17 protein-coding genes are annotated in these 23,686 nt (G+C 31.0%); 16 read left to right on the top strand and 1 reads right to left on the bottom strand.

The window, feature by feature from the left end:
- Positions 1 to 61: 61 nt before the first annotated feature.
- Entirely contained in the window at positions 62 to 1,195 is a 1,134-nt protein-coding gene (locus tag GGR97_RS08325) for a glycosyltransferase family 4 protein (RefSeq protein WP_167898066.1), read from the top strand.
- 84 nt (positions 1,196 to 1,279) lie between these two features.
- On the top strand, positions 1,280 to 2,434 hold the full coding sequence (locus GGR97_RS08320) for a glycosyltransferase (RefSeq protein ID WP_167898065.1): 1,155 nt from the start codon (positions 1,280 to 1,282) through the stop codon (positions 2,432 to 2,434).
- A gap of 18 nt (positions 2,435 to 2,452) precedes the next feature.
- Here the strand turns inward: GGR97_RS08320 and GGR97_RS08315 are convergent, their stop codons facing one another.
- A complete protein-coding gene (locus tag GGR97_RS08315) occupies positions 2,453 to 3,616 on the bottom strand; it encodes a hypothetical protein (protein WP_167898064.1) in 1,164 nt (387 codons plus the stop codon).
- Positions 3,617 to 3,840: 224 nt separating this feature from the next.
- Here GGR97_RS08315 and GGR97_RS08310 point away from each other — a divergent pair, with 224 nt between their 5' ends.
- The 14 genes from GGR97_RS08310 to GGR97_RS08245 all read left to right on the top strand — a co-directional run bounded on the left by GGR97_RS08310 (position 3,841) and on the right by GGR97_RS08245 (position 23,673).
- Positions 3,841 to 5,679, top strand: coding sequence for an ABC transporter ATP-binding protein (locus GGR97_RS08310; protein WP_167898063.1), 1,839 nt, complete (start codon positions 3,841 to 3,843; stop codon positions 5,677 to 5,679).
- Between the two features lie 37 nt (positions 5,680 to 5,716).
- Entirely contained in the window at positions 5,717 to 6,250 is a 534-nt protein-coding gene (locus tag GGR97_RS08305; RefSeq protein ID WP_167898062.1) for an L-threonylcarbamoyladenylate synthase, read from the top strand.
- On the top strand, positions 6,250 to 7,677 hold the full coding sequence (locus GGR97_RS08300; protein ID WP_167898061.1) for a CCA tRNA nucleotidyltransferase: 1,428 nt from the start codon (positions 6,250 to 6,252) through the stop codon (positions 7,675 to 7,677). The genes GGR97_RS08305 and GGR97_RS08300 overlap by 1 nt, the downstream gene beginning before the upstream one ends.
- Before the next feature lie 182 nt (positions 7,678 to 7,859).
- Complete coding sequence (locus GGR97_RS08295; RefSeq protein WP_167898060.1) at positions 7,860 to 10,184, top strand: polysaccharide lyase 6 family protein; 2,325 nt, start codon at positions 7,860 to 7,862, stop codon at positions 10,182 to 10,184.
- A gap of 21 nt (positions 10,185 to 10,205) precedes the next feature.
- A complete protein-coding gene (locus tag GGR97_RS08290; RefSeq protein WP_167898059.1) occupies positions 10,206 to 12,455 on the top strand; it encodes a heparinase II/III domain-containing protein in 2,250 nt (749 codons plus the stop codon).
- Between the two features lie 10 nt (positions 12,456 to 12,465).
- Positions 12,466 to 12,843, top strand: coding sequence for a cupin domain-containing protein (locus GGR97_RS08285; RefSeq protein ID WP_167898058.1), 378 nt, complete (start codon positions 12,466 to 12,468; stop codon positions 12,841 to 12,843).
- Between the two features lie 491 nt (positions 12,844 to 13,334).
- A complete protein-coding gene (locus tag GGR97_RS08280; RefSeq protein WP_167898057.1) occupies positions 13,335 to 16,388 on the top strand; it encodes a SusC/RagA family TonB-linked outer membrane protein in 3,054 nt (1,017 codons plus the stop codon).
- A 22-nt stretch (positions 16,389 to 16,410) separates the two neighbouring features.
- The gene (locus GGR97_RS08275) at positions 16,411 to 17,826 is read left to right on the top strand and encodes a RagB/SusD family nutrient uptake outer membrane protein (protein ID WP_167898056.1); all 1,416 of its coding nucleotides are present in this window, start codon (positions 16,411 to 16,413) and stop codon (positions 17,824 to 17,826) included.
- Positions 17,827 to 17,857: 31 nt separating this feature from the next.
- Positions 17,858 to 18,748 (top strand): PKD domain-containing protein, encoded by an 891-nt coding sequence (locus GGR97_RS08270; protein WP_209272344.1) that lies wholly within the window; start codon positions 17,858 to 17,860, stop codon positions 18,746 to 18,748.
- A gap of 1 nt (position 18,749) precedes the next feature.
- Positions 18,750 to 19,673 carry a polysaccharide lyase family 7 protein gene (locus GGR97_RS08265; protein ID WP_167898055.1) on the top strand — a complete coding sequence of 308 codons (924 nt, stop codon included), beginning with the start codon at positions 18,750 to 18,752 and terminating at the stop codon, positions 19,671 to 19,673.
- 68 nt (positions 19,674 to 19,741) lie between these two features.
- Positions 19,742 to 20,623 carry a polysaccharide lyase family 7 protein gene (locus tag GGR97_RS08260; protein WP_167898054.1) on the top strand — a complete coding sequence of 294 codons (882 nt, stop codon included), beginning with the start codon at positions 19,742 to 19,744 and terminating at the stop codon, positions 20,621 to 20,623.
- A gap of 77 nt (positions 20,624 to 20,700) precedes the next feature.
- A complete protein-coding gene (locus GGR97_RS08255) occupies positions 20,701 to 21,408 on the top strand; it encodes a FadR/GntR family transcriptional regulator (protein ID WP_167898053.1) in 708 nt (235 codons plus the stop codon).
- Between the two features lie 216 nt (positions 21,409 to 21,624).
- Positions 21,625 to 22,899, top strand: a complete 1,275-nt coding sequence (locus GGR97_RS08250) for an MFS transporter (RefSeq protein ID WP_167898052.1) — start codon at positions 21,625 to 21,627, stop codon at positions 22,897 to 22,899.
- Between the two features lie 12 nt (positions 22,900 to 22,911).
- Positions 22,912 to 23,673, top strand: coding sequence for an SDR family NAD(P)-dependent oxidoreductase (locus GGR97_RS08245; protein WP_167898051.1), 762 nt, complete (start codon positions 22,912 to 22,914; stop codon positions 23,671 to 23,673).
- Positions 23,674 to 23,686: the final 13 nt, after the last annotated feature.

Raw genomic sequence — 23,686 nt, 5'->3', positions numbered from 1 at the left:
AATAAATTAGATAGCATGTTCTCATGTTTATCTTAGTTCTAAAAAAAGAAGCGAAAATTTAATGAAGAAGAAAGGAACAAGAGTTTTAGTTGATCTAGAAAGATTAAGATATAGTAATTCTGGGATTGCTAATGTTTTTAAAAATCTTGCTATAGGACTTTCAGAGTTAATGACTAATGACCATATAAATACAATAGATTTATATGGTCCTTCTACTCCTTTAGAGAACTTAAATACAAAGTTTTCTCTTATTAAAAGAGAATCATATCACAAGTTTGTGCCTTTTTATAGTTTTAATTACGATGTATTACACACTAGTCATCAGTTATCTTCTTACTTTCATTTTAAAAGGTTTTGCCAAAAAAAGATAGTAACTTTACATGATTTAAATTTTTTACACGAAAATATTTCTGAAAAAAAATATAAAAAAGAGTTAAATAAAGTTCGAAAAAATATAAAAAATGCAAATATTATTGTTTGTATATCTGAATTTGTAAAAAGAGATTTTTTAGAGAATAAAAAATTATTTACTTTCGATAAAACACCTGAAGTTAGAGTTGTTTATAATGGTATTTTATTCCCTAAGACTGATGTAGATTATAATTTAGGAGAATTTTCTTTTTTAAAAAAGAAAAAATATATTTTAAACATTGGAGTTTTATTTGCTAAAAAAAACCAATTAGCATTAGTAAAAATGCTTCCTTTTATAGAAGAGGATTTGGTATTTGTTGTCTCGGGTGAAAATCAATTTTATGCAAAAGAGATTCAAACAGAAATATTAAGACTCAACCTAGTTGATAGAGTTCATTTTTGTTATCATGTATCCGATGAACAAAAATGGGGATTGATACAGAATTCGAGAGCTATGTGTCATCCATCTACGGCAGAAGGTTTTGGGATTCCTCCAATAGAAGCTATGTGTTTTGGTAAGCCTGTTTTTTTGAGTAACCTCACAAGCTTACCTGAAATAGGGGGAGATGTAGCATTCTATTTTGATTGTTTTGAAACAGACAGTATGGTAGCTACTTATAAAAAGGGGATGGAGTTGTTTGATAACAATACAGAGGAAATAACTAAACAATTAGTGAGTAGATCTAAACAGTTTAGTTACAAGTTTATGGCTAAGTCTTATTTAGCTATATATAATAGTTTTCTGGAAAACAGAGATTATGTTTTCGGGGGGAAGCTAACTTAGTTATAAAGGTTGTTTAAATTATTTATGATTAACTTTGAGTTTTGTTATTAAAATAAATTGCTACGAATTATTTCTTTAATTTTCATGAAAAACTTAGGTGTAAATTATATTGGTTATTTTAATGAACCATGTGGGTTGACAGAGGCTTCAATCTCTAATGTAAAAGCTTTAGAAAGTGTAGGTGTTGATGTAAATGTTGTTAGTTATCTTTTTAATCACAAAAGAGATATTTACGATCATCAAAAGAAAGAAGATTCTAAAAAATATGGTATTAATATTTTTCATATTAATTTAGGAACTATTAAACAGTTTGTCAGAAAAACTGGAAAAAAGCAATTCAAAAATAAATACAATGTTGCTTTTTGGGTATGGGAATTTAAAGAAATACCAGAAGATATAATTCCTTATATGAGCTTGTTTGATGAAATATGGACGGCTAGTGACTTTTGTGTAGAAATTTTTTCAAAAAAATCTCCTTGTCCTGTTGTAAATATTCCCCATCCTATTCAAATACAGTCTTCAGGCTTTACTAGAGCTCATTTTGGATTAGATGAGGATAAATTTACTTTCTTAACAATCTTTGATTCACACAGTGCTATTTTAAGAAAAAATCCTTATGCCGTAATAGAGGCTTTTCAGAAAACCTTTGGTAAAGAAAACAAAGATGTTGTTCTTTTAGTGAAAAGTATAGGTTTGGATGATTTTCCTGAGGATAAGAAAAAAATGGAATTTTTTCTTAAGGGTAGTTCTAATATTAAAATAATAAATAAGAGAGTTTCTAGACAAGAATTAACAGGCTTGATAGAGAATAGTGATTCTTTAGTTTCGCTTCATCGATCTGAAGGATTTGGATTAACAATGGCAGAGGCTATGTATTTTAAGAAACCCGTAATTGCGACAGGATATTCTGGAAATATGGTTTTTATGAATATGAAAAATAGTTTTCCTGTTCAATATTTATTAAAACCCTTAGAAGATAGTCATGGGATGTTAAAAAAAGGTTTTATTGCTGCAGATGCAGATATACAAGATGCATCTTTAAAAATGAGAAAAGTTTTTGAAAATAGTCAGAGCGTTATTGATATTGTCGCTAACGGACAAAAAACAATTAAGAAAGATTTTTCATATATTGCTATTGGAAATAAGATGAAAGAAAGATTGTTGAATGCTAAAGTACCTATTAGAAAAAGACTATTTCAAGACATAAAACAATTTTTTATGAATTCTACAAACGAATGAACAACTAAAATAAAGGTTTTACTTGAAAAACTTTCTAAATAGAATTTTAAAAATGTTTTTTTTAGGTGTTGCTAGTGCTTTATATTGTTCTTCTAAAATCATATTTTTTTTGTGTAGTTGATTATAAGATACCAGAAGTTCTGTTTGTTTTTTCTCAAATTTTGTATTTAACTCTTGTAAGTTATGCATTGTAGATTCTAATTCTAAAATACATTTATATCCCCAATAGGTGTTTCTAATTGGTCTAATGTCTATAGAATCAATCACTAGTTTTTTAATTAAATTCTCGTTAGTAGTTTCTAATAAATAGTTCCAAAAGTTGTCATCCATTGTGTAGGGAATGTTTTGACAGCTATCAGATATATATAAACTAGAAAATTGAGTTACTTTTTTGTTAAAGAATTTAGCTTCTTTAGCAACACTAGAAGATACAGTAACAACATGTTCTATAGCATCAGAACTAAGCAATCTATAAATTTCAATATCGGTATTAATTATATTTGTTGCATTTACAATTCTATCGTTGTTTTTTTTAGAAAATGGATGAGGTTTGTAATAAATAGTATCGTAGTCAGAAGCTAGTTTCATTATTTCATCATAATAATCATCTAGGTTTGTATATTTTTTTCCATTCCAAACAGATAAATCGGCTTCCACTTGTCCTATTAGCAAAATACTTTTTGGCTTAAGATTTACATTGGGTTGTTTATTATTAACAAGGTGTTTAACGTAATTGGCTTGTTGTTGGTAATAGCTAATACCTAAATTACTTACGTTAATTATTTTTTGTTGAATTTGATTATTATTAGAGCTTAAAGTAAAGGTTTGTCTGTTGCTGTATCTTAATGGACTAAAGTAGATGTAAATAATTTTAGGATGTAGTTTTTCTAAAATTTCTCGAGTTTCATGACAACATTCAAAAGCTATTATATAATCAAAAGAGGAAACTGTTTTTTTTAGATAATCAGATATTTTAGTAATGCTAGACTTTTTTAGCACAGAAGTGTAGGGTTCTACGGGGAGTTCTATTCCTATGCTAGCATCGTTTGGTTTTAATATTTCGTTTATTTTGGTAACCTTATATTTAATATTACTAAACCATAAATCAGCTAACCAATCATGATTTGTAGGTAAATAATCTACAGGGTGCTTAAAAATATCAGTTAAAAATAAAATTATCATCAGATTATTTATGTGGTTTAGAACGAAATTCTAACGCAAAAATAATGTAAAATAGAGTGTTTATTGTACTATAATACCTGCTTTTTCTATAAGTTAGATTTTCTAATGCTAAATTAATGGATATATTTGAAGCTATTACTTTATAGTTTTAAATTTATTAAGCTAGGATTATTCCTAGTAACAATAATAAAATATATAAATTTGCGTCAACTAATTTTTTATAAATGAAAAATCTAAAACACTTTTTTAAATATCTGGCTCCATACAAGCTGAATTTTTTCTCAAGTATTTTCTTTAACTTTTTGTATTCTTTTTTTTCGGCATTATCAATGTTATCTTTAATGCCAGTGATGAATGTTTTGTTTAAAGAAGGAGAAAAAGTATATAAAAAACCAGTTTTTGAAGGGTTTGGAAGTTTGAACAAAGAGACACTAGAAGGTTTTCTTAATTATTTTATTACAACTAATACCAATGAGAAAGGTGCTTTTAGTACTTTAATATGGATGATGGTTTTTATGATTATAGCATTCTTTTTAAAGAACTTATTTGCTTATTTGTCAATGGTATATATGACGTATTTAAATAATGGTGTTTTAAAAGATTTAAGAAATGATGTTTATAATAAAGTTACTTCTTTAAATGTTTCGTTTTTTTCGGGAGAAAAAAAAGGAGATTTAATTTCAAGAATGACTGCTGATATTACTACTATCAAATCATCGTTTATGAATGCTATAATGATGATCGGTAGAGAACCCTTAACCTTGTTATTTACTTTAGCAGCAATGTTATGGATTAGTTGGAAGTTAACCATTTTTGTATTAGTGTTTTTACCAGTAGCAGGTTTTTTAATATCAAGACTGGGAAGAACAATTAAAAGTATATCTGGAGATATTTTTGCGATGGAAGGAAATTTACTTTCTAAGATTGAAGAAACTTTAGGAGGTATAAAAATTATTAAAAACTTTACAGCAGAATCTTTTTTTAAAAATAAATTCAAAAGTCAGTCAGAGGAAATTAATTACATGAACAATGTCATTGGAGCTAGAATGGCTATGGCTGGTCCTCTTAGTGAATTTCTAGGAGTATTTACCATTTCAATTCTCTTTGTTTATGGAGGGACCTTGGTGTTATTAGAGCAAAGTTTAACAGGAGGTGCATTTATTACTTACATGGGATTAGCTTATCAAATTTTAACACCAGCTAAAGCAATGGCAAAAGCAAGTCATGCTATCCAAGGAGGGAATGCAGCCTCTGAAAGAGTACGCTTTATTTTAGATGCATTAAACCCTTTAAAAGATAGTGAAGGTGCACAAGTAATTAAAGGTTTTGAGAAAGAAATTAAATTTGAAAATGTATCATTTAAGTATGAGAATGAATATGTGTTAAAAGACTTTAGTTTAACGGTTCCTAAAGGTAAAACAGTGGCTTTAGTTGGAGAGTCAGGTAGTGGAAAATCAACATTAGCAAACTTAGTTACTAGGTTTTACGATGTGAATGAAGGTCGTATTACTTTTGATGGACTAGACATTAAAGATGTAACCACAAAGTCTTTACGTAGTCAAATGGGAATTGTTGCTCAAGATTCAATTTTATTTAATGATACAATTGCAAATAATATTTCTCTAGGTGTTGATAACGCATCCGAAGAAGATATTATACATGCAGCAAAAATTGCAAATGCTCATAATTTTATTACTGAATTTGAAAATGGATATCAAAGCAATGTTGGAGACGGTGGAAATTCATTATCGGGTGGACAACGACAAAGAGTTGCCATTGCTAGAGCAGTTTTAAAAAATCCTCCAATTATGATTTTAGACGAAGCAACTTCTGCTTTAGATACGGAATCTGAAAAAGTAGTACAGGATGCTTTGGAGAATATGATGGTCAATAAAACGTCTATTGTAATTGCTCATAGACTATCTACCGTTAAAAATGCAGATTTAATTGTAGTTATGAAAAAAGGTAGAATTGTTGAGCAAGGAACGCACAAAGATTTAATAGCGCAAGGAGGTATGTATTCAAAGCTTGTTAGTTTACAGTCTTTAGATGTTTTAAATTAAATACAGGCAACAACAATTTTTAAATAAATAAGCGGAAATGTTGTCGGAACATAATAAAACCATTTTGTACCCTACAGATACTGTGTGGGGAATAGGTTGTGATGCCACAAGTGAAGATCAAGTAGCTAAAATTTATAAAATAAAACAAAGGGAAGAAACTAAGAGTTTGGTTGTTTTGGTAAGTTCTTTAGAAATGTTAAAAGAATATGTGGTTGAGATTCCTACCAAAGCTTTAGAAATCTTACAAACAGCAACAAGACCCACAACTATAGTTTACGATTGTCCTGTTGGAATTGCTAAAAATGCTATAGGAAAAGACAACACCATTGCGATCAGAATTGCTTCTGATGAATTTTGTAAAAAAATGATTCAAAATTATGGAAAACCCATTGTATCTACTTCTGCAAATATCAGTGGAGATCCTACTCCAAAACAGTTTTCGGAAATAAACCCAGCTATTTTGAATGCAGTAGATTATGTAGTAGATTTGCACCACGATAAAATTTGTGAAAAATCCTCGACAATCATCAAGGTCACAAATCAAAATCAGGTAACCGTAATAAGACCTTAATGCGAATTTTAGAGAACTACAGCCCAGCAATACAACATCCCGTTTTTGAATATATTACCCAAGCAGCCAAAGAACTAGAAGTAGATGCTTATGTAATTGGTGGTTTTGTGCGTGATTTTATTTTGGAACGTGGAACTGCAAAAGATATTGATGTTGTTGCTATTGGTAGTGGAATAGACTTGGCTTTAAAAGTAGCAGATTTGTTACCAAGCAAACCCAAAGTTCAGGTTTTTAAAACCTATGGAACGGCTATGTTAAGATATCAAGACATAGAAATTGAGTTTGTAGGAGCTAGAAAAGAGTCGTATTCAGAAGATAGTAGAAATCCACAAGTAGAAGAAGGGACACTAAAAGACGATCAAAACAGAAGAGATTTTACCATTAATGCTTTGGCAATTTCTTTAAATCAAAATTCTTTAGGAGCATTGTTAGATCCTTTTAACGGTGTTGATGATTTACAAGCTAAAATAATTAGAACTCCTTTAGATCCAGATATTACTTATTCTGATGATCCTTTAAGAATGATGAGAGCTATCCGTTTTGCTACGCAGTTAAATTTTCAAATAGAAAAAGAATCCTTAGAGGCTATTTCTAAAAATGCAGAACGCTTAAAAATTATTACTCGTGAAAGAGTAATGGTAGAGGTTAATAAAATATTAGAAGCTCCAGTTCCATCTATTGGTTTTTTACATTTAGAGCGTACAAGTTTGTTACAACAAATTTTACCAGAGTTAACCGACTTAAAAGGAGTACAAGAAGTAGAAGGACAAAAACATAAAGATAATTTTTATCACACGTTAGAGGTGGTAGATAATATTTCTAAAAATACAGATGATGTTTGGTTGCGTTGGGCAGCTTTGTTACACGATATAGGAAAAGCACCTACCAAACGTTTTTCTAAAAAAGTAGGATGGACGTTTCATAATCATGAATTTGTAGGCTCTAAAATGGCTTACAAATTATTTAAAAGATTAAAACTACCGTTGAACAATAAAATGAAGTTTGTTCAAAAAATGGTATTGTTAAGTTCTAGACCTATTGTGTTGGCATCAGAAGTTACAGATTCTGCCATTCGTAGATTGGTGTTTGATGCTGGTGATGATATTGAAAGTTTAATGACTTTGTGTGAAGCTGATATTACTACTAAAAATCCTAACAAATTTAAACGTTATCACAACAACTTTAAATTGGTTAGAAACAAAATTAAAGAAGTAGAGGAAAGAGATAAGGTTCGTAATTTTGAACCTCCAATTAGTGGAGAAATTATTATGAATACGTTTGACTTAAAACCGTGTAGAGAAATTGGTCAAATAAAAGACTATATTAAAGAAGCTATATTGGATGGAGTTATTCCAAATGATTACGATCAAGCTTTTCAACTAATGCTAAAAAGAGGAGAAAAATTAGGCTTACAAGCTAAAGTGTAACGTTTAATTTTTAGGATCATACAACTAGGCCGAAGATTTTTCTTCGGCCTTTTTATTGCTTATTATTCAATGTTTTGTTTGTATTGTTATCACTTTCGTATAAAATGTAATAGAATATTTTTTTTAATCAATGTAAATAGATATATTTGGTAAACCAATTTGGTAAACCAATTTATCTCATTATGTATAAAATTAAATATTTTTTAGTATTAGCTAGTATAATGTTGCTGGCATGTAAGTCAGGAAAATCAGACAATTTAAATATCATAAAAACGGTGGAAGCCTTTCATCAAAAAGTTTCGGAAGCAAAACCAGGTGATGAAATTGTATTAGCAAATGGAGTTTGGGAAAATGCAGAACTTTTGTTTGAAGCAAACGGAACTGCAGAAAATCCAATTGTATTAAGAGCAGAAGAAAGCGGAAAAGTAACTTTAGAAGGAAATTCCAATTTAAGAATTGCGGGTAGTCATTTAGTGATTAAAGGATTGGTTTTTAAAAACGGATTTACACCAACTACAGAAGTAATTTCTTTTAGAAAAGACAGCAAAACATTAGCAAACAACTGTAGATTAACAGAATGTGTAATTGATAGCTACAACAATCCAGAAAGACATGATACTGAAACTTGGTTGGCATTGTATGGAAAAAATAACCGTGTAGATCATAACCATTTACAAGGAAAGAATACCAAAGGTGTTACCATGATTGTTCGTTTAAATAGCAAAGAAAGTCAAGAAAATAATCATAGAATAGATCATAATTATTTTGGACCAAGAGCTGTTTTAGGAGCTAATGGAGGAGAAACTTTACGTATCGGTACAAGTCACTATTCTTTAACAAATTCTAAAACAATAGTAGAAAACAACTTTTTTGACAGATGTAATGGTGAGCATGAAAATATTTCTAACAAATCATGTCAAAATGTATATAAAAACAATGTTTTTTATGAGTGTAGAGGTACCTTAACCATGAGACATGGTAATGAAACTTGGGTAGAAGGAAATGTATTTATTGGAAATCAAAAAGCATGTACAGGTGGAATTAGAGTTATTAACGGACAACAAACTGTTGTAAATAATTATGCTATTGGTTTAACAGGAAATAGATTTAGAGGAGCTTTTGTAATTATGAACGGAGTACCTAATTCAAAAATCAATCGTTATCACCAAGTAAAAGATGCTAAGGTTGTAAACAACACATTTATTAACTGTGACAACGTACAGTTATGTGCAGGTAGCGATGCTGAAAGAAGTGCAACTCCAGAAAGTTCTATTGTACAAAATAATATTTTTTACAACGAGAATAAAGACAATGTTTTTACAGCTTACGATGATATTAGTGGAATTGCTTTTACCAACAATATTATTAGCCCAAATATAAAGCCTTTAACCAATGATGGTTTTAGAAAAGAAAAGTTAGTGTTGGTTAAAAATAAATTAGGACTATTAGTTCCTAAAGACGAATCTTTAAATGTTGGAGCAACAATTAAAGAAATGGTTTCAAAAGCAGAAACAGGAGTTTCTTGGTATCCTAAAAAAGATAAAGATGTTGCTTTTGCCTCTGGGAATACAATCAAAGTAAAGGCAGGATTAAATACATTAATAGAGGCTGCTATAAACAGTCAGGCTGGAGATGTATTAGAGTTAGATGAAAATGAAACTTATATAGTTAATAAAACAGTAGCTGTAACACATCCGTTAACCGTAAAATCTTCTGGAGCTAAAAAGCCATTAGTTCTTTTCGAAAAAAAGGTGTTGTTTCAAATTCAAAACAATGGAGCATTACAGTTAGAAGGTTTACAAATTGATGGTAAAAATTCACCAGATGATACTGGGAATTCAGTAATATCAACAAGTAAATATTCTATGAATACAAACTATAAATTATTAGTAGATAATTGTGATTTTCTAAATCTAGATATCAATTATGCTTTTGATGCTGTTAAAGTGTATAAAAACACATTTGCAGATACTATTAGCATTACCAATTCTAAGTTTAACGATGTAACTGGATCTATTATGGCTTTAGATAAAGAAACAGATGATATTGGAATTTACAACGCAGAATATGTAATTTTAAAGAACAATATTTATAAAAATGTAGGAGGTACAGTTCTTAACTTATACAGAGGGGGAACAGATGAAAGTACTTATGGACCTTTCTTAGAATTAGAAAATTCAGTTTTTGATAATGTAGGTAACAACAAAAGAAACAAAGCTAAATCTGCCATTACATTATACGGAGTTCAAAAAGCTCAAATTAAAAACAATATTTTTAAGAATAGTAAAGGTGTAAACATGCATTTGGTAGTTGGAGAGCCTGTCGTAGAAGTTTACAATAATAATTTTTACAAATCTGGAGATTTAAATATTACAGGAGACGAAAAGTACGATGTTAAAAATGTATGGAAATTAGATCCAAAATTAACAGAAAACTATACATTGTCTGCTACATCTCCTTTAAAAAATAAAGGAACAGATCGTCAAGATTTAGGAGTTAAACAATAATAACAGATAAAATTAACAAGTATGAAATTGAAGTACAACATAGTTTTAGTGCTAGTTTTTATAGGATGTTTAACATCTGTAAAACTAAATGCTCAAGAGCATCCTAGTTTAATATTAACAAAATCAGGTGTTCAAAAAATTAGGCAAGAACTAGGAAATGTACCTCTTTTTGATAAAAGTTTAGCTTTGGTAAAGGCTGAGGTAGATGCAGAAATTGAGTTGGGTATTGAAACTCCAATCCCTAAAGATTATTCTGGTGGATACACGCACGAGAGACATAAAAGAAACTTTTTAATGTTGCAAAAAGCTGGAGTGTTATTTCAGATTTTACAAGACGAAAAGTATGCTGTTTACGTAAGAGATATGTTATTTCAATACGAAAAAATGTATAAAGGTTTGCCTGCACATCCACAAACAAGATCTTACGCTAGAGGAAAATTATTTTGGCAATGCTTAAACGATTCTAATTGGTTGGTTTACGTAAGTCAAGCATACGATTGTGTGTATGATTGGTTGTCTAAAAAAGAACGAAAAAAACTAGAAAAGAATTTATTCAGACCTTTTGCAGATTATATTTCTGTAGACAATCCACAATTTTTTAACAGAGTGCACAACCATAGTACATGGGGTAATGCAGCTGTTGGTATGATTGGTTTGGTGATGAATGATGAAGAATTAATAGAAAGAGCTTTATACGGAATAAAAGATGATGGATTGGAAGTTGGAGCCAAAGACAACGATGGTGGATTTATAAAAACAGAAGGTCAAAAGGCTGGTTTTTTAGCCAATATAGATGAGCCTTTTTCTCCGGACGGATATTATACAGAAGGTCCTTATTACCAACGCTACGCTATGTATCCTTTTTTAGTATTTGCAGAAGCTTTAGAAAATGTAAAACCAGATTTAAAAATATTTGAATTTAAAGAGGGAGTATTGTTAAAATCTGTAAGTGCACTTTTAAATTTAACGGATGCAAACGGAGATTTTTTTCCCTTAAATGATGGGCAAAAAGGAATGTCTTATTACTCTAGAGAATTAGTTACAGCAGTAGATGTTGCATATTACTATGGAGGGTTAAATCCACAATTGTTAAGCATTGTACAAAAACAAGATAGAGTTTTGTTAGATGATTCAGGTTTGTCTGCAGCCGTAGCTATCCGCGATCAAAAAGCAAAACCATTCCAAAAAAAATCTATCAATTTATCAGATGGACCTAATGGGAAACAAGGAGGAGTAGGAGTATTGCGTTATGGAAACGAAGATTTAACTCTGGTATTTAAATACGCAGCACAAGGTTCTAGCCACGGACATTATGATAAGCTTTCTTATTCATTATACGAAAAAGGAACTGAAATTATTCAAGATTACGGATTGGCAAGATTTGTAAACATAGAACAAAAAGGAGGTGGTAACTATTTAAAAGAAAATAAAACATGGGCAAAGCAAACTATTGCTCATAATACCATTACTCAAAATCAGCAATCTCATTTTAAAGGTAAATATGAAATTGGAAGTCAACACCATTCAGATTTGTTTTTTTATGATGATAGTCATCAAAATATACAGATAGTTAGCTCAAAAGAAACGAATGCATATTCAAATACGTTATTGCATAGAACTATGGCAATTATTAAAGTTCCTAGTTTGGCTAAACCTTTTGTGTTAGATCTAATGAAAGTAAGTTCTAAAGAACAGAATCAATATGATTTACCAGTTTATTTTAAAGGACAAATTATCAGTACAAATTTTATATACAGCCTACCCCAGGTATTAAATCCTTTAGGAGAGGAAAATGGATATCAGCACCTATGGTTAGAAGGAAAAGGAGCTTCTAAAGAAGCTATTAGTAAAGTGTCCTTTTTAAACAAAAACAATTTTTACACAATTACTTCTACAGTTCAAGCTAATGATGAGTTGTTGTTTACAAGAATTGGTGCCAACGATTCTGAGTTTAATTTAAGAAGAGATGCTGGTTTTATGATCAGAAGAAATAATGAATCTAATACGGTTTTTGCATCTATTATAGAGCCTCACGGATCTTATAGTTATGTATCAGAATTTTCGGTAGATTCTAAAAGCCATATAGAAAATTTAGAAGTGGTGTATGATAGTGATGATTATACAGCAGTAACTTTTAAAACCACAGAAGGAGTTGTAGATGTGCTTATTATTGCAAACAATACATCAGATAAAACAAAACAACATACATTAAAAATTAAAGATAAAGAGTTCAATTGGAAAGGAGCTTATCATTATCAACAAACAAAATAAATTTTAAAAAATGAAACGATTTAGCGAAAAGTACGTCATTACAAAAGAAATGGAGTGGGAAGAACTTGGTGGAGGAGTATCAAGAAAATTCTTGGGATATGATAATCAAATTATGATGGTAAAAGTCAAGTTTGAAAAAGGTGCATTAGGATCTCCACATCAGCATTTTCATACACAAGCTACTTATTGTGTTTCAGGTAAATTTGAATTTGAAATTGATGGAGAAAAGAAAATAGTAGAAGCTGGAGATGGGGTGTATATTGAACCTAATTTATTGCATAGTGCAGTTTGTTTAGAAGAAGGTATGCTTATAGATACCTTTAGCCCAGTAAGAGAAGATTTTTTAAGTGGAGATGGAGTTTCTTATTTTGGAGATAAAGAATCTTAATACACTTGTTTATTTTATTAGAAAAAATAAAACTCTTGTTTTTTATTAAAAAAATAACCATTTACACTAACACATGCTCATTAGCATGTGTTTTTTTTTGGGTTTTTATCAATAAAAAACATTATTAGTTGCTAATAATGTTTTTATTATATATATTTGGTAAACCAAACTGGTAAACCAATTTAAAACTAAACGCTTTTATAATCTTAAAATCAATGACTTACTATCTAACTTAAAAATTTTGAATCAAAAAAAAAGAGATGGGTGCACGCCCATCCCTTTAAAGGAAAATTACTTCATTCTGAAGGGAAGTAATATCTAAAGCATGCAAACTGAAAGTTAACATACTAATCGCAAAAGTAATCAATTTTATCTATGTGAAGTGTGTTAAGAGGTGTAGAAGCTAAGAAAAGACATAAATGTTAATTCTACTTGCAAATCTCACCAGGGGATAATCCCAATTATTATTAATTAATTTAATACTAACACAAATGGAACTAAAGAAAATTTTAACACTAACAACGCTATTGTTTTTTAATATGGTTGTGTTTGCTCAGGAACAATATAGCCTGACGGGGCTTGTGTTGTCTAGCACAGATAACTCACCAATACCTGGAGCAAACATTATAGTGAAGGGGACTTCAAAAGGAACAATATCTGATTTTGATGGAAACTATCAAATCTCAGTACAAAAGGGAGACATTATTGTTTTATCTTATTTAGGATTTAAGAATAAAGAAGTTGTTATAACCGATCAAAAAAAATTAGCAATTACATTAGATCAAGATTCTGACGAGTTAGATGAGGTTATTATTGTTGGATATGGTACTCAAAAGAAATCACATTTAACAGGAGCTATTTCTAAGGTTAAGAATGAAGATTTAGATCAAATTGCTGTAGCCCGTGTAGATGATGCCTTAGTAGGTCAAGTATCTGGGGTAAATATTCAGGCAACAGATGGAGGTGCAGGTGCAGCTCCTACTATTAGAGTGCGTGGAGTAGGGTCTATTTCAGGAGGAGTATCTCCGTTAATTGTAGTAGATGGATTACCTGTAGATGAAGATTATTTAGGGTCTTTAGATATGAACGATATTGCTTCTTTTGAAGTCTTAAAAGATGCTGCTTCAACAGCTATTTACGGATCAAGAGGTAGTAAAGGGGTAATTATGATAACTACTAAAAATGGTAAAGAAGGAGAGACTAAGTTTAGTTACAATACTTACACAGGTATTAAGGAAGCTAGACAAAGTGATGCTTATTACTCTACAGTAGCAGAAACTGCAGCAGCTGAATTAGCGGCTACAGGAAGCTTATCTGCAAGAACAAGATACAAGCAGCAAATAGGGGTAGATACTAACTGGCAAGATATTATTTTTGATGGAGGAGTTATTACAAGTCATTCTTTAAGTGCAAGAGGAGGTAGTAAGAAAACAAAGTTTAGTACTGCATTAAGTTATTTACATGATGAAGGTGTAATGCTTACAGATGATTTTAAGAAATATAACTTTAAAGCAAAAATAGACACTCAAGTAAACAAAAAATTTAAGTTTGGAGTTAACTTATCACCATCTTATACAGAAACAAGAAGATTTGATGGGTCTACACACGATATTTTAAGACAACCATCTTGGTTACCAATTTATCACGATGAAAATACAATTCAGTATGTAGATAGAGATGTATATCCAGATGTAAAAGTTGGAGAATATGCTTTACAACGTCATTTTGATAATTATGATTTAGATGCTGATGGTACTTTAATAGATATCAGTAATACATCTAACACAAACCCTGCTGCCAAAGTATTAGAAAGAGAAAGAGTAGATGAAAAATTTAAAGTATACGGAAGTGTATATGGTCAATATGACATTTTAAAAGGATTAAGTTTTAAAACTACTATTGGAGGAGATGTTCAATATACTAAGAGAAAAAGATGGCAAGGTGTGTTATCTAACAGAAACGGTGCATCAGCAGCTCAGTTAGATTTAACAAACGAACAACAAATTCACTTAGCTAACGAAAACTACTTTATTTATTCAAAAAGTATTGGTAAACATGATATTGATGCTGTATTAGGAACTTCTGTAGAAACATGGAAGCATTCATACGAAACACAACAAGGAGTAGGATATACCTCTGATTTGTTAAAAACAATTACAGCGGCTACCACAATTTCTAATTATGAATCATACGATTATAAAAGAGCATTATTATCTTATTTTGGTAGAGTTAACTATGCTTTTGATAATAAGTATTTGTTTTCTGCAAGTTTAAGACGTGATGGAGTATCTGTATTTGGAACAAATGAAAAGTATGGTAACTTCCCTGCAGCATCATTCGGATGGAACATTGCCAAAGAAGACTTCTTAAAAGATGTAGATAACTTAAGTAACTTAAAGTTTAGAGTTAGTTATGGTATTACAGGAAACCCGTTAGTAGATACCGGAGACGATATTATAGATAACTATCCCTCTTTAGCTTTATTAAATCCTTCATCAGCTGTAGTAAATGATGCTCTTGTAAATAGCTATAATCCAATTAATATTGCAAACCCAGATTTACAATGGGAACGTTCAGTAGAAATTAATCCAGGAGTAGATTTTGGATTCTTTAAAAACAGAATTTCTGGATCTATAGATTACTACAAACGTAATAGTGATCAATTATTATTAGACAATCCAATTTCTTCTACTACAGGATTTAGTTCTGCATTGGTAAACTTAGGAGAAGTACAAAACGAAGGTTTTGAATTTGAATTAAAGACCAGAAACATTGGTTTAGAAAAATTTAAGTGGACAACTACATTTATTGGTTCTTATAACAAAAATACATTAGTAAATTTTGCAGACTCAAACGGTCAAATTCAGAATGTAGATACAAAAAGAGCAGCAGAATGGATTAACATTGAAGGACAGCCAATATCATCTTTTTATGGATGGGTTGTAGATACTGAAATTCCATTAGAATACATTAACAATCCATATCACCCAATTGGAGCAGAAGCACAAGATGTATATGTAAAAGATTTAAATGGTGATGGTATTATTGATGATGAGGATAAAGCAAAGTTAGGAGATCCTTATCCAGATTTTGTATGGAGTTTAACTAACGATTTTAAAATAGGAAATGTAGATGTTAGTTTTATGATTCAAGGAAGTCATGGTGCTAAAGTTAGAAACATGGGAGATCAATATATTTTTAACCACTTTAACAGTGCACAAGATTTTGACCCAGCAACAACTCCAAATCAACAATTTATTAAAGAGAAAATTTTTACAAATTCTATTGTACAAGATGCTTCTTACTTAGCATTAAGAAATGTAAATATTGGGTATAACTTTAAAAAAGATGTTTTATCAAAATTAGGATTGTCTAAAGCAAGAATTTATGCATCAGGACAGAACTTAATTTATTTAACAGCTAGTGATTATACAGGATTTAACCCTGAGTCTATTGATAACACAACTTCAACGACATATGGATACCAAAGAGCTGGTTCTCCAATTTATAGCACAATATCAGCTGGGTTAAACCTAGAATTTTAATAACAGATAAAAGACAGACATTATGAAAAATACAAAAATTATAATCGCAGTTTTTTTAACCATACTTACCGTATCGTGTAATGATGACCTATTGTCTCCAGTACCAACTTCTGCAGTTTCTGCAGATGGGTTCTACACAAACGATGAAGAGCTAGAGGCAGGTGTGCTTAATATGTACGACGGTTTACAAGGTGTAAATGATACCAGATCAGATTCAAACCATGGGACTCAAGTTGAGTTTTATTTAACGGAAATGAGAAGTGATAACACTCGTACTAAAAGTGGAGAAGGAGAAGCAGCTCAGTTTGAAACTTATACTGTACAATCAACAAATGGTATTGTAGCAGATTATTACAGAAGTATGTACAATGTAATTTACAGAGCAAATACTGTATTACAATATTTAGATGCTGCCACTACTAAAAGAGATCAATTTGAAGGTGAAGCTAAATTTGTAAGAGCTTATGCATACTTTAATTTGGTAAGATTATTTGGAGATGTGCCATTGGTAGATAAAGTAATTGCCCCTTTAGATACAGATATAGCATTTACTAGAGTAGATAAAGCAGATGTGTATAGTTTAATTGTTAGTGATTTAGTTACAGCGGTAGCTAACCTAGATGATTCTCATAAAAACAGAGCATCCAAAGCTGCTGCAGAAGCATTGTTAGCAAAAGTATACTTAACAACAGGTAATTATTCTGGAGCTCAAACTTTATGTGAATCAATTATGAATCCTGCTAGAGGTTTTGAATTGTTAGATAATTACAAAGATATCTTTTATAGTGAAGGAAATGATGAGGTTATTTTTGCTATTGGATACAAAAATGATCTTACAAATGATAGCCAAAACTTTTCTGCAGAATGGTTAAATGGAGTGGGGAGAACAAGTGGAGTAAATTATGTAACAGAAGATGTAAGAAATGCATTTGCAACTTATGGAGGTGTAGAAAGAACTAAATATGCTTTTAGAAATGATGCTACACAAACTACTCAATATCAAGTGGTAAAATATTTGCCTAATGGAGACTCTGCTTTAGGAATTGATGCTACTTCATCAGACCCAACATTGGCAGGAAACGATTGGATAGTATTACGTTATGCAGATGTTGTTTTAATGCATGTAGAAGCTATTTTGGCTGGAGGAGCATCAACATCAAGTTCTAATGCTATTGCTTCTTTTAAATTAATTAGAGATAGAGCTGGGTTAACTACTCCAGCAGTAATAACTAAAGAAGATTTATTAAACGAACGTAGAGTTGAATTGGCTTTTGAAAACCAAAGATTTTATGACCTAGTTCGTTTTGGAGAAGCAGTAAGTGTATTATCTGCTTATTCAACTACAATGGGATATAGCTTTACAGCAACAGACTTATTATTACCATTTCCAAATGTGGAAATAGGTTTAAGTAATGGAGTGTTAGTACAAAATCCTTAGTATCAATCATAATATTAAAAAATAGAATAAGATGAAAAAATCACTTTATTATATAGAAAATTTTAGCATAAAAAGATGGACTAGAGTGTTGGCATTCCTATTAGTGTCACTAGTAGTAAGTTCTTGTGAAGAAGATTTGCCAGAGGCAGGTTCTAAAGCAGATACAACACCGCCAACAAGTAACTTTAGTGCAGAAGAACAAAGTGGAGATTATTTAACCTACTTATTTACCAATTTATCCAACAGTGCAACAGATTATGTTTGGGATTTTGGAGATGTAGCTTCAGGGGTCAATAATAGTTCTACAGAAGAGAACCCATCACACACTTATCCAGCAGAAGGAACATACACAATTACGTTAACCGCTTCAGATAAACTAGGAGTAGAAAGTACATTTACGAGTTCTATTGAGGTTGTTGAGCCAGATGCACCAACAGTGTTTGTACCAACAATATTAGAAGCTGGTTTTGAGGATTTAAGTTTGCCTGATGGTACAGGAGATGGACGTGATTCATGGAGGATATCTGGAGGTAAAATATTTGGAATTACAAGTAGTCCTGTACGTACAGGTTCTCAAGGAGCCAAATTTGATGCAGGTGATCCACGTGTAGCTTATCAAGAGTTAACTGTAACTCCAAATGCAGATTATATTGTAACAATTCATTACACAATGAAAACATCTCCAGAAGGAGGAGCGTTAAGATTGGCAATCTTGGGAGAGGCAATTTCAGAAGCATCTGAGGCAGAGGCAGCTATTATTGCATCTACAACAGGAACAGATCAAACTAGTGCTAGTGATTATGTAGAAATGTCATTAGAGTTTAATTCAGGAAATACAAGTACAATTGCTATTTGGATGGATAGTAACAATATTGCAGAAGCACGAGTTGATGATGTGTCAATTATAGCTAAGCCAGAATAATATGAATTATTTAAGAATATATACACTAACAATAGTGGTTACCTTCTTAGTATCTGTAAATGCTACTTGCCAAAATAAGGCAAGTAGTGTTGCAGACACTAAAACAGAAAAGGTGGATAAAAAAAAGAAAAAGAGAAAAAAGAGGAAAAAAGTAAAATTATCAAAAATAGATTTAAGCCATTGGAGCGTAACCACTCCGGAATTAAATCATAAAGGAAGAGCAACTAACGTTGAGCCACCAGAAATTCTAAAATATGCTACAGATAAAAGGTTAATTCCTTATATGTATAATGATTCTATTAAAGGAGGACTTGTTTTTTATGCCTATCCTAGTAATGCTACTACAGCAAATACAAAATATTCAAGATCTGAACTTAGAGAACAAATGGTTCCAGGAAACAATAACGTAAACTGGACCTTTAAGCAAGGAGCTAGGATGAAAGGAGAATTAGAAATTGAAGATATTTCAAAAGACTCAGAAGGTAAATACCACAAAGTAATCATCATGCAAATTCACGGACGTTTAACCAACGAACAACGTGATTTAATAGGACAAAAAGATAATAATGCACCACCAATATTAAAAATATATTGGCACAAAGGTAAAATTAGAGTAAAAACAAAAGTGCTTAAAAATATAGAAGCAACTGGAGAAGAACTTTTACATGAAGATTCTTGGGGAGATGATGAAGGCTTTAATTTTGAGCAAGAAGTTGGATTTAAAAAATTCACATTAGAGGTGAAAGTTTCAGAAGGTAAAATGGTCATTGTTTTAAATGATTATGAGTATAAAGTTTACGAAGATATTCACATGGAAAAATGGGGAGTTTTTGAAAACTATTTTAAAGCAGGAAATTATTTTCAATCAAGAGACGAAGGAGCTTTTGCAAAAGTTAAATATTACAAGTTAAAAGTGACTCATTAAATTACAAAATGGTAACAGTTAAAATTACATATAATCAATTAAAGGCGGTTTTGCTATTGCTCCTTTTTATGAGTTTTACAAATTGTAAAAATACAAGTTCAGATATTCAAAAAGAAGCTGAGGTTGTTGTTGATAATCAAGAAGATAAAGCGGAAAAAGAAGAAGAAAACAATGAGTCTGAAGAAAATATTGATTATAAATTACCTGTTATTAATTTGTCTAACTGGAAAGTAACACTACCTATAGGAAAACCAATTGAGGTTGAACCTCCAGAAATTTTACAGTATGCAACCAATAGTACATTACAACCATTTATGTTTAATGATTCTATTAAAGGATCTTTAGTTTTTTATACCTACCCTGGTAGTACAACAAACAATACATCTTATTCTAGAACAGAACTAAGAGAGCAAATGACACCTGGTAGTAATAATGATAATTGGACGTTTAAACAAGGAGGAATTTTAAAAGGAGAATTAGCGGTTACAGAAATTAGTAAAGATAGTGATGGTAAATACCATAGAACAATCATTATGCAAATTCACGGTAGATTAACCAATGCACAAAGAGATTTAATAGGTCAAAAAGATAACAATGCTCCACCCATTTTAAAAATATATTGGCACAATGGTTATGTTAGGGTAAAAACCAAAGTATTAAAAGATTTAAACGCATCTGATGTAGAAATTTTAGAAACAGATGCTTGGGGAGATGACGATGGATATAACTTTCCTGAATATGTAGGTTTTAACAAATTTACATTAGAAGTACACGTTACAGAGGGAAGAATGGAAGTTGTTCTAAACGGAAAATCTAAAGTTTACAACGATATTCATATGCAAAAATGGGGTATTTTTGAAAACTATTTTAAAGCAGGTAACTACTTAGCTACAATAGATAGCGGAGCAAGTGCAAAAGTTGAATATTATAAGCTAAATGTTGAGCATTAAATAGTTTTTTATCAATTAATATTTTATATATTTATAGTGTTCAAATTGGTTAACCAATTATTTTAAAAAGTGTATCTATGAAGTTAGAACTATTGTCAAAGGGAGATCACCAAACAACTCAGAATCAGATTATTTCTAAGTTAAGAGATGTAATTAATGCTAAAAATCTAGAACCAGGGGATAAGTTACCATCAGAAAGAATGTTATCTGAAAAGTTTGAAGTAAGTAGAAGTAATGTAAGAGAAGCTATTCAATTATTAGAATTTTACGGATTGTTAAAGTCAAAACCACAAAGTGGAACTTTTGTTGCAGACATTGGCCAAATAGCAATGAATGGAATGATTGACGATATTTTAGCTTTAGGAGATCCGGATTTTAGATCGCTGGTAGAAACTAGAATTTTGTTTGAGTTAAAAACAGTTCGTTTGGCAGCTCAAAGAAGATCACAAGAAGATTTAGATAGTATTGAAGCAGCTTTAGAAGCTTATAAAGAAAAGGTACTAAACTGTGAGAATGCAGTTCAAGAAGATTTACTTTTTCATTTAGCAATTGCCAAAGCAAGTGGAAATTCTACAATGAATACTTTTATGTTAATGATTACTCCAAAGATTATTACAAATTTTGAAAAGTATCATGTCTGTGATAAAGGGCAAGCACAAAAAGGAATAAAAGAACATCAAGATATATTTGAAGCAATCAAAAAGCAAGACATCCAATTAGCTAAAGAAATGATGAAAGTTCATTTTGGAGTTTTGTACCAGTATTGCTACAATGTAAAAGGGTAAAAATATATACGAATGCACGATCGTATTTAAAGAGTTAAATTTTGAAGGGAATACTAGTAAAGCATAGTTCTTAAGACAAGAACAGTTTATCAACGTTGTTATTTTTAAGTCCGTTTTAAATCAATAAAAAAAAATAAACATTTTTATTGAAAAGGGAATTCTTTGTCAAAAAAATAAAATGAATAAATTAAATAGAATACTAATAATCATGTAATTATGAAAGTTAAAGGACTAAGATGGTGGGTAATTATGCTAATTTGTTTAGCAACGGTTATCAATTATATAGACAGGACAGCATTTGGAGTAATGTGGCCTGAAATGGGAAAAGATTTAGGTTTAGATGAATCTGACTACGCAGTAATGTTAAACATTTTTATGATTACATATGCGGGAGGTAAATTTTTATCAGGAAAGTTATACGATGAAATTGGAACAAGACTTGGTTTTGTAGTTTCTATTGTAGTATGGTCATTATCATCTGTTTTTCATGCATTTGCTGGTGGATTGGCAAGTTTAACTATTGTAAGAGCCTTTTTAGGGTTTGGAGAAGCAGGAAACTGGCCTGGAGCAGTAAAGAGTAACGGAGAGTGGTTTCCGGTAAAACAACGTGCCATTGCGCAAGGAATTTTTAATGCAGGAGCTTCTTTAGGAAGTGTAATTGCACCAGTGTTAATTGCGTATTTATATGGACATTTTGGATGGAGATCTACCTTTATTATTATTGGAGCAATTGGATTGTTGTGGGTAATTCCTTGGTTAATAGTAAACAAGGCAACACCAGAATTACATCCGTGGATTACCGATGAGGAAAAAGAATTAATTCTAAAAGATAGAATAGAAGTAGTTGCAACACCAGAAAAGAAACAAAAAAGTTTATCTGTTGTAAAAATATTAAGTCACAAAGAAGCATGGGGAGTTTTGGCAGCAAGATTCTTTATAGAACCAATATGGTGGTTGTTTGTAGGATGGATGCCATTGTATTTAAACTCTGAATTTGGATTTAGTATTGAAGAAATTGGAGCAACCATTTGGATATCTTATTTAGGAGGTATGGCAGGTAGTATTGTTGGAGGTTGGTATTCTGGTAAATTAATGGAAACCAAATCTGTGGACGTTGCAAGAAAAACAACCATATCTATTGGTGGAGCTTTAATCTTCTTAGGATTATTAGGAATTATCTTTTTAGTAAACGAGAACAACCCAATGACGTTTATCTACATAGTAGCAATTGTACTTTTCGGATTTCAATTTGCAATTGGTAACATTCAAACCATTTCAAGTGATTTGTTTAGTGGACCATCTGTAGGAACTTTAGCCGGATTGGCCGGAACCATTGCAGCAGTGTCGGTAATTATTATGAACACATTAATACCGTTAATAGCAGCAGTATCATACACACCAGCATTTATTGTAATTGCAATATTAGCTCCACTAGCAGTAGGATCTATATATGTATTGATTAAAAAAATAGAACCCGTAAAATTAACATAAAATTATATAAACATGAGTATACAAGGAAAAATAGCAGTAGTAACAGGAGCTACAGGAGGAATAGGATTTGAAGTAGCAAAAAAATTAGGTAAAGACGGATATACTGTAGTTCTAAACGGTATTGATGATGAAGCCGGAGCAAGAAGAGTTAAAGAACTTACAGCAGAAGGAATTTCAGCTGAGTATGTAGGGTTTGATGTTACCGATGATAACGCTGTAACTACAAACATTACCGCTATTGGAAACAAGTATGGAAAAATAGATGTACTTGTAAACAATGCAGGTGGACTAGGTGGAAGATCTAGATTTGAAGAAATGACTACTGAATTTTACAGATTTGTAATGGCTTTAAACTTAGATTCAACATTTTTTGCATCAAGAGCAGCGATTCCTTTTCTTAAAAAAGGAGAAAACGCATCAATTATAAACTATACTTCTAATGCAGGTTGGAATGCAGGTGGACCAGGTGCTGGTATTTATGGAACTTCTAAAGCAGGAGTACATGCAATAACTAGAGCATTGGCAAAAGATTTAGCAGAATATGGAATAAGAGTAAATGCAGTGTCTCCAGGTACTATTGATACTCCTTTTCATGCACAAATTAAATCAACAAAACCAGAAGTATTTGCTTCTTGGAAAAATAACATCATGTTAGGAAGATTGGGGCAACCAGAAGAAGTAGCTTCAGTTGTATCATTTTTAGCGAGCGATGCAGCTTCTTTTATAACAGCAGAAACTATCCAGATTGGTGGTGGACAAGCTTTAGGAATCTAAAAAGAAATTAAAG

Origin of the sequence: Wenyingzhuangia aestuarii (assembly GCF_011927765.1) — a bacterium.
GTDB lineage: Bacteria > Bacteroidota > Bacteroidia > Flavobacteriales > Flavobacteriaceae > Wenyingzhuangia > Wenyingzhuangia aestuarii.
Note: the sequence above shows the minus strand (reverse complement) of the source record. Positions and strands in the feature narration are given on the sequence as shown.